8 protein-coding genes and 1 tRNA gene are annotated in these 7,409 nt (G+C 46.8%); 2 read left to right on the top strand and 7 right to left on the bottom strand.

Going from position 1 to position 7,409, the window contains the following annotated elements; all coding sequences use genetic code 11:
• Positions 1-27 precede the first annotated feature (27 nt).
• The 7 genes from H0Z19_RS11215 to H0Z19_RS11185 form a co-directional block, all read right to left on the bottom strand.
• The gene (locus tag H0Z19_RS11215) at positions 28-303 is read right to left on the bottom strand and encodes a hypothetical protein (protein WP_290726665.1); all 276 of its coding nucleotides are present in this window, start codon (positions 301-303) and stop codon (positions 28-30) included.
• A gap of 73 nt (positions 304-376) precedes the next feature.
• Positions 377-625, bottom strand: a complete 249-nt coding sequence (locus tag H0Z19_RS11210) for a hypothetical protein (RefSeq protein ID WP_290726664.1) — start codon at positions 623-625, stop codon at positions 377-379.
• A gap of 269 nt (positions 626-894) precedes the next feature.
• Positions 895-1,650 (bottom strand): BadF/BadG/BcrA/BcrD ATPase family protein, encoded by a 756-nt coding sequence (locus H0Z19_RS11205; protein WP_290726662.1) that lies wholly within the window; start codon positions 1,648-1,650, stop codon positions 895-897.
• Between the two features lie 12 nt (positions 1,651-1,662).
• Positions 1,663-2,838, bottom strand: a complete 1,176-nt coding sequence (locus H0Z19_RS11200) for a 2-hydroxyacyl-CoA dehydratase subunit D (RefSeq protein ID WP_290726661.1) — start codon at positions 2,836-2,838, stop codon at positions 1,663-1,665.
• Positions 2,835-3,824 carry a 2-hydroxyacyl-CoA dehydratase gene (locus H0Z19_RS11195; RefSeq protein ID WP_290726659.1) on the bottom strand — a complete coding sequence of 330 codons (990 nt, stop codon included), beginning with the start codon at positions 3,822-3,824 and terminating at the stop codon, positions 2,835-2,837. The genes H0Z19_RS11200 and H0Z19_RS11195 overlap by 4 nt, the downstream gene beginning before the upstream one ends.
• A gap of 47 nt (positions 3,825-3,871) precedes the next feature.
• Complete coding sequence (gene albA, locus H0Z19_RS11190) at positions 3,872-4,141, bottom strand: DNA-binding protein Alba (RefSeq protein ID WP_290726657.1); 270 nt, start codon at positions 4,139-4,141, stop codon at positions 3,872-3,874.
• Positions 4,142-4,213: 72 nt separating this feature from the next.
• Positions 4,214-5,638, bottom strand: coding sequence for a phenylalanine--tRNA ligase subunit alpha (locus H0Z19_RS11185; RefSeq protein ID WP_290726655.1), 1,425 nt, complete (start codon positions 5,636-5,638; stop codon positions 4,214-4,216).
• 71 nt (positions 5,639-5,709) lie between these two features.
• On the opposite strand from H0Z19_RS11185, the gene H0Z19_RS11180 reads away from it, so the two are divergent.
• Positions 5,710-7,071, top strand: coding sequence for an amidase (locus tag H0Z19_RS11180; RefSeq protein ID WP_290726653.1), 1,362 nt, complete (start codon positions 5,710-5,712; stop codon positions 7,069-7,071).
• Positions 7,072-7,334: 263 nt separating this feature from the next.
• Positions 7,335-7,408: transfer RNA gene (locus H0Z19_RS11175), tRNA-Ala, on the top strand.
• Position 7,409 lies beyond the last annotated feature (1 nt).

Below are 7,409 nucleotides of genomic sequence, written 5' to 3'. Positions count from 1 at the left end.
GGATTGAGAAGTTTCTGGGTGATAAGTTTAAGATGTTATGCACTTAACCATAATTACGACATCAATTCTATCTCCATCCCACCTAGAAGGTTCTATACGCCATGAGTTAATCGTTAAATCAAACTTGTCACCGTCATCTTCACGTATTAAAACTGTGTCTCCAACCTTTATAATTGGTATCGAGACAGAGAAGTTCTTCTTAGCCAGTATCTCTTGCGTTGTTTCATTTTTAATGTAAAGTACACCATTGAATTCATAGTTTCCGGAAACCTCTCTACTTCGATATAGAGGTAATTTAGCCATCCATGTGGAATGTTGGAAGTCTCCTTTGGATTTACATGAAAACAGGCGGTGTCGCTTTTATTTACGCCATTAACTACAATCTCCAGATAGCGCAAGAGTCAAATGAAGCGTTGCCAATATTTTTAACTGTAACACTTGAAATGCCTATTTGAACTTCATCTATTGTATAGATACACTTCATGTTCACATCTTCGATAATGAGTTTTGGTGCTATAGTCACCTTCCCATTTTCCTCTTTAGTAGTTTTTTCATTAGTAAGCAAAATTAAGCAAAAAACAATCGTTATAATTGCAACACCTACCCAAACAACTCTTCTAGTCATATTACTTCCTCTTTCTGTTTACTCAAATATCTAACAAACGCTCAAAAATTGTACTACTTTTTAAAGAAAATTTCGATTTGGCATTGGATTTCGTCCTAAGTTAGGATTCGTAACCAACCTCATCTTCATCTCCATCGAATGCGTGTGGATCGGGCTGCAATACTCTAAAGGTTCCTGTATACGCTATTTTTTAAAAAAATCGGCCAATCTTTAGCGGTTTCGGTTAAATCAATATAATTCAATATAATAATACTACTAACAAAAAATGTTTATGCAAACAAAGCAGCCCCAACAGCGCCAACAATCTGTGGTTCAGGAGGCGTCTTGATTTCCATTCCGAACTCCTTTTCGAGGGCTTTCTTCATCGCCCTGTTCTTCGCCACTCCGCCAGTTAAAACAATATCCGGCTCAATTTTAACCCTCCTCGCCATCGCTGCAATCCTCGACGCTATTGCCTCATGAATTCCGGCCACAATGTCCTCAACTTTCTCCCCTGATGCGAGGTGGCTGATAACCTCTGACTCGGCAAAGACCGTGCAGGTTGATGAGATTTTCGTCGCTCTTTTAGCTTTTTCAGCTACCTCTCCAAGCTCTTCAACTTTTAAGTTCAGCGCTGCTGCCATGACTTCCAGAAATCTTCCTGTGCCCGCAGCGCACTTATCGTTCATAACGAACTCTGCTACCTTCCCGTTTTCTATGGCAATAACCTTGCTGTCCTGCCCACCAATATCCACTACAGTTCTTGTTGTGGGAATGAAGTAGAGAGCACCTTTAGCATGGCAGCTAATCTCCGTCACCCTTTTATCGGCAAACCCAACCTTGTTTCTTCCGTATCCGGTAGCGATAATCTTCTCAACTTCCTCCTCTTTTATCCCAGCCGCCTTCAGCGTCTCCTGAAAGACTTTTCTGGCTGTCTCCTCTAAGTTGGGGGATACCTTGATGACCTTGTATGCTATCAGCTCTCCATCTCTCATCAGTGCGCATTTGGCTGTGAGGGAGCCAATGTCAATTCCTGCCGTTATCATAAACTCACCCAATCACCTGAGCATCTCAAGAAATGCCTCCAGCCTCGTCTCCACCTGTGCCTCGCTGAAAGCCCTTGAATCCACCATGTCTGCCTCTATAACAACCGACGGAGCGTTTATCATCTTCTGCAGCTCGTACTGACCGAAGGAGTAGGGTTTGCAACTCCTGTTTGAGTGAATTACAACACCATCAACGTCGTAGAAGTCGATGAGCCTGTTTATCGCCTCCGCCATGTGCTCAAGCCCGATGTTCAGGTAGATGAAAGTATAGGTTTCGGCCATGCTCCAGAAGATGTCGCTCTTGTCCATTGACACAAAGCCGGTCCAGGCATTTGTGTACGTGTCTGCCACAAGACAGGCATTTCTCTCCGCGAAGAACTCTGCAAACCACTTCAATCTGTACCACACCGGAATATTGTCCCAGAGCAGCCTTATCTCTTCGTTGTCAACCGCTCCCTCTCCCTTTCTCACCCTCTCCTCAAGCTCTTCCTTCATCTCGGCGTAAAACTGAATGGGATACTCCGTGCCCCTGAGACAGACTATCGGAGCCATGTTTATGAACGCGTCAAAGCACGTTAGCGGAGACGGCTTGTGTCTGGCCATTCTCAAAACTTCGGAGTAAGCGTTCACACCTTTGATTGAGTTGAGTATCGTTTCCCTCAGCTTCGAATCGCTAAGCTCCCTTCCCGTAACCTTCTCAAGGAAGTCAACAAACTCGTAAAGCTGGTCGTGAACGTATTTAACGTAGCTCTCCTTAAGCTCCTTCCTTACGAATGGCGTATCGAGAACGAAGAGCGGGACTTTGAATATCCTGCTCAGCACCTGATACCACTTCACAACCGTGTTGCAGATGTTGTTGCAGGCAAACAGAAATGTCGGCTTAGGCAGACCACCAATCGGACTCGTGCCGGCGTAAACACAGCCAATATCACATCGGGCATAGGAGCAGAGGTCCCTCGAAAATCCCCTCTTCTCCGCAAAATCGCTGAAGTAAGGCCCCTGCTTTGCCGCACCAATCAGAGCTCCGTGGTTTTCCGGGTAAACAGGGTATATATCCATTGCATAGAGCAGCTCAACGGGAGCGCCGCTGGTTACCCATCCGTTCACCTCTGCCTGGTTTCCCATCATGTAGTAGCCAGCCATAATCTGCTTCATCTTGTCGCTCGCTCTCAGCTTTTTCAGAGTCATGCTATCACCTCGTAGAAGGCCTCTATTCTCGTTCTGAGCTGCTCATATGAAGCAATCGGAAATTCGAGTTCGAGAAGTAAAACCTTCTTGCCCATTTCCTCAAGCCTCTCCTTAAGCTGGGGATAATCGTAAAAATGTGGTTCACAGAACTTTAGGAGAAGAAAAACCACGCCATCACAGTCTTTAGCCAATTCCAGAACGTAGTTAAACCTGTCGTCCTTGGGGAAGTGCTTCGTGGGGCAGGGAGCCTTATCGAAGTACTTCTCCACCAGAAATCTCAACCCTTCATCAACCGAACCTATATCCCTTGGAGGTGTGTTGAAGGTGAAAAACCTCGTTCCCGTGCAGATGTCATCTTTGAGGGCAAATCCCGCATCCTCAAAAAGCTTGTAGACTTCAACAAAGGGGCAAACACTTCCCGTAATCAGAACTCTCGGCTTCTTATCTTCACCTTCCGCCTCCCTCAGCCTTTCATCCACCAGCTTAATCGCATCCCTCACATTCATTTCCTGAACTTTTTTGGCAGTATCATAATCCGGTTTGATGCTAAAGAGCTTTTTCAGCTTCTCCTCAAGTTCGTAATATAGTGAAAAACTCTCTTTGAGGCTTTCAAGTGTTACCTCGCCACCCCATTCTTCGAGAACTTTAACGAAGTCCTTCAGCTCGTTGAAGTAGAATTCCTTGCTCTTCTCCTCAACTCTCGTCGGAAACTCAAGGTTGTAAACCTTCATCTCCGTGTTCCTCTCCCAGATGTCTGCGAGGCGCATCAACGTGTCGCAGCACCTTGTGAAAACCACGGCCTGCACATCAAGCTCTCCCCTTAAAGCTCTCTCAAAGCTTCCTCTTGCCTGAGAGCAGGCATAGCTCTGTATGTGGGCTGTGGCGAGGCTGATTTGAGCGTCACCGGCAAAAATCCTTATTGGTGTAAAACCGGCAGCATCTATAAGCTCTTTTGGAGTGTAGGTGCAGAGATATCCAACATTCATGGAGAATTCTGCAAACTAAAAAATTAAAAATTTTCCGGAGAAGAGTTTTATTTGGCGAGGACAATTTCAATTGTAGAAACGTTCGATCTTCTCCCCTGCTCGGATTCGAGCTCTTCGGTGTCAATCTTAATCTCTTTGACGTTAACCCCCGGCATGAATCTGTTCCTGACAATTTCTGCAACATCCACTGCTCTGCTGATGGCCCTACCTCTTGCCTTAATAACGACTTCATCTGCACCCTCGTTCAGCTGTGTCAGTGTAGCCAGCACGTAGTTCATTACAGGCTTGTTTCCGACATAGACGACGTGTTCTGCCATGTTTTTCTCACCTCAGCAACCCTTAAAAGAAAAGGAATTTAAATTTTGTTGAAAAATAATTAATCATTAAATTTACTTTTTGGCGACTGGCATACTCCTCAACCAGCCGAGGTCTGGCAGATAAAGCCTCCTGAGGTCCTTGAGTCCGATTTTGAGCATAGCAAGCCTGCCTATTCCCAATCCCCATGCGAGGACTTTGCCCTTAATGCCGAGCGGCTCGGTAACCTCTTTTCTGAAAACTCCTGCCCCACCAAGCTCAACCCAGCCTAAGCCTTCCACGTAAACCTCAGGCTCAACACTCGGCTCGGTGTAGGGGAAGTAGCCGGGCCTGAATCTAACATCCTCAAACCCCATTTTTGTGAAGAACTCTTTCAAAAGGCCGAGGAGGTGCCTAAAACCGACGTTTTTGTCGAGAACAACTCCCTCGAGCTGGTCGAACTCGGGTAGATGGGTGGCGTCAATCGTCTCTCTTCTGTAAACTCTGTCTATGCAGAACGCCTTCTGTGGTGGCTCTGGGTTCTCGGCCAGATAATGGATGGTTATGGCAGTCGTGTGAGTCCTGAGGACTAGCTGTCTGGCTTTCTCAAGACTCCACTCCCCACCCCATCCTGTAGAGCCTGTAATCCAGCCGTTCTCATGCGTTTGTTTAACTTTCTCCACAACCTCTCCTTCAAGCTCGACGTAGCGGTCCAAGTAGAAGGTGTCTTGCATGTCCCTCGCCGGGTGGTCCTGAGGCTGGAAAAGGGCGTCGAAGTTCCAGAATGCTGGCTGGACGTAGTGGCCTTTAATCTCCGTGAACCCCATTTCAAGAAAGACCTTCCTGCACTCTTCGATAATCCTCTCGTAGGGGTGTATCTTTCCCCCATAAACCTCTTTGGCCGGAATCGTTATGTCGTACTTCAAAAACTGCTTTCCCCTCCACGTTCCCTCAATCAGCATCTCCGGCGTGAGGTCTGTGATGATGTCTTCAAGCTCAATTTCCGGTTTTTTGAGAACCTCTATGAAAACGAGCTTGGTCTCGGATTTGGTTATTAGTTTCCTCTTAAGGAGCGTTTTTACCGCCTTTTCATCTACTTCTTTTCCCTCTTTGATGGCCTGGAGAATTTTCTTCTCATCAAAGCTCGGTTCACACTTCAAAACAATCTTTCCGTCCTTAACCTCAGCAGCACCTTTCCTCTTCAACCATCCAAGGGCTATCTGAAACTCTTTGCCCATTCTTTTCCGAAGCTCCTCAATGGAGTCTATATCACTTTTAACGAGCGAGTAGAGCTTCTCCTCAGGCAAACCTTCCTTGAGATGTCTCTCTCCCTCTTCCGTCAGACTGTAGCGTACTTTCACGTCTTCTATTACCCTGACGTATCCCTTTTCCTGAAGCATGTAGGCAGCTTTCAGAACAGCATCCTTGCTTAAACCCGATTTTTCTGAGGCTTCATCAGGTGTGTAAGTCTTTCCGGTTTCGAGGGAGCGGATCAGCATGAGTTCAATTTTTGAAAGCATGGTTTGAGGTAGTGGAAATGTTTTAAAGTGTTTCTTCAGTAGTAATAAACAATTAATTCTGAGGTGGTTGAATGGAAAGGGCTGTTGACATTGTGGAAAAGCTGAAAGGTGGAGAGATAAGTGCCGTCGAGCTTGTAGAGGAGTGCATGGAGAAAATAGAGAGGCTAAATCCAAAAATAAACGCCTTTGTAACTCTGAATGAGAAGGCTGTGGAGGAGGCGAGAAACGCTGACCCGAACACACCTCTCGGAGGTTTGCCAGTTGCCATCAAAGACAATGTGGAGACGAAGGGGATAAGGACGACGTACTGCTCCAAGCTCTACGAGGACTATGTCCCGGAGGAGGATGCTGTTCTTGTCGAGAGACTGAAAAAAGCGGGAGCGGTGATTTTGGGCAAGACAAACATGCCTGAATTTGGGTTAATAGCATACACCGACAATCCGCTGTTCGGTCCAACGAGAAACCCGTTTGATCTGTCGAAAACCGTGGGAGGGAGCAGCGGTGGAAGTGCTGCTGCAGTGGCAGCGGGAATACTACCGGTGGCGAGCGGGAACGATGGAGGAGGGAGCATAAGGATTCCCGCTTCGTTTTGCGGACTTTACGGGCTAAAGCCGAGCTTTGGTAGAGTTCCGTGCTACCCTTCCCTGCCAATCTTCGTGGGTTTGCATTCGGAAGGATTTCTGACGAGATATGTCGAAGACACTGCCTTGATGCTGGATCTGGCCAAGGGGAGGGACATCAGGGATATGAACTCCCTGCCAGATGACGATGTCAGCTACCTCAGGGCCATTGAAGAGCAACCCGATAATGTCAAAATCGCATTCTCTCCCGATCTCGGCTACGCTACGGTCGAGTCAGAGGTGGAGGAGATTGTGAGGAAGGCGGCATTCAGGCTGGAGAAGTTTGGAGAAGTGGAGGAGGTAAAGTTGAATGCTCCAAGCCTCGAATCTGAGCTCGTCACAAAAGTCGTTCTTGAGGTTGTGACATTCATGGGCGAGAGGATGGAGGAGTGGGAGAAGGTTGCTTTCCCGCCATATCTCGGTTTCATGGCCCTGGCACAGTCCTTAACATACAGAGAGTACATCAAAATCGAGGAAAGAAAGATGGAGCTGTGGAAGGCATTAAGGAGTGTTTTTGAGGAATATGACTACCTTATAACCCCAACCGTCGCGTGCAAACCCTTCGAAATCGGTAAGATTTCCCCAAACGAAATCGACGGAAAGCCGATAACGCCAATAGGCTGGATGCCCTTCACTTATCCCTTCAACTTCACCGGCCAGCCGGCGGCATCAATTCCTGCAGGTTTCAGCAAAGAGGGACTGCCTGTAGGGATGCAGATTGTCGGAAGACACTACGACGATGCCGGAGTCCTTAAAATCTCGAAGGCTTTTCAGGACATCTCTCCTTGGCAGGATAAATATCCTGAACTTTAAATTTTTTATAAAATTTAGGGAAAAGGTCTTATCTGTAAAGAATCTCCTCCAAATACTCTTTAGGATTCTTCTTGGCTCTCACATCCTATCTAACCCATCCAAACCTCTGCAGCACCATCTTTTCTCTAAACTCCAGAGCAACAACCACGCCAACCAAAAGGACATTCGGAGCTGCAACTCTTTTCGTATATCTATACTATCTTCTCAATCCGAAGCTTTAATGAAGGTAAGCTTTATAATCCCATTTGAATCTCGAAATGTGAGGGCCGGTAGCTCAGTCTGGTAGAGCGTCGCCTTGGCATGGCGAAGGCCTGGGGTTCAAATCCCCACCGGTCCAT

This window comes from Archaeoglobus sp., assembly GCF_017656475.1.
GTDB lineage: Archaea > Halobacteriota > Archaeoglobi > Archaeoglobales > Archaeoglobaceae > Archaeoglobus.
The sequence above is the reverse complement of the archived record's forward strand: the minus strand, read 5'-3'. Positions and strand labels throughout refer to the sequence as shown.

Excerpts from the sequence above, each read along its gene's own strand:
- H0Z19_RS11210 (WP_290726664.1), bottom strand. The coding sequence starts at position 625 with ATGACTAGAAGAGTTGTTTGGGTAGGTGTTGCAATTATAACGATTGTT.
- H0Z19_RS11215 (WP_290726665.1), bottom strand. The coding sequence starts at position 303 with ATGGCTAAATTACCTCTATATCGAAGTAGAGAGGTTTCCGGAAACTAT.
- H0Z19_RS11180 (WP_290726653.1), top strand. The coding sequence starts at position 5,710 with ATGGAAAGGGCTGTTGACATTGTGGAAAAGCTGAAAGGTGGAGAGATA.
- albA (WP_290726657.1), bottom strand. The coding sequence starts at position 4,141 with ATGGCAGAACACGTCGTCTATGTCGGAAACAAGCCTGTAATGAACTAC.
- H0Z19_RS11205 (WP_290726662.1), bottom strand. The coding sequence starts at position 1,650 with ATGATAACGGCAGGAATTGACATTGGCTCCCTCACAGCCAAATGCGCA.
- H0Z19_RS11200 (WP_290726661.1), bottom strand. The coding sequence starts at position 2,838 with ATGACTCTGAAAAAGCTGAGAGCGAGCGACAAGATGAAGCAGATTATG.
- H0Z19_RS11195 (WP_290726659.1), bottom strand. The coding sequence starts at position 3,824 with ATGAATGTTGGATATCTCTGCACCTACACTCCAAAAGAGCTTATAGAT.
- H0Z19_RS11185 (WP_290726655.1), bottom strand. The coding sequence starts at position 5,638 with ATGCTTTCAAAAATTGAACTCATGCTGATCCGCTCCCTCGAAACCGGA.